We start from the raw sequence: 251 nt of genomic DNA on the forward strand, positions 1-251 counted from the left end.
ACAGTGGCGATAAACGGTATTTATTTCCGCGACTGTTACGGGGCCTCTGCTGGATGAATTCACTTTGCCGCGCCGGATGCTTCTGGTAGCAACGGTCGGCCCTACAACACGTAGCGCTTCCATCGCGAGGACGAAACGGTCGAGGTTGAAGTACGCGGCGACTACCTCAGCGACGACGGCGAAGTCGCGCGCCGCTGGGCACGGCATTGCCTACAAGGCCTGGCTCGACGTGGCGGAAGACGTGCGCGCCG

At 61.8% G+C, this 251-nt stretch carries 1 pseudogene; it reads left to right on the forward strand.

The window, feature by feature from the left end:
• Positions 1-90: 90 nt before the first annotated feature.
• Positions 91-251: pseudogene (locus ACW9HX_RS29210) on the forward strand (LysR family transcriptional regulator); the annotation flags it as partial.

The sequence above is a fragment of the Pseudomonas sp. SDO52101_S400 genome, from assembly GCF_054071635.1.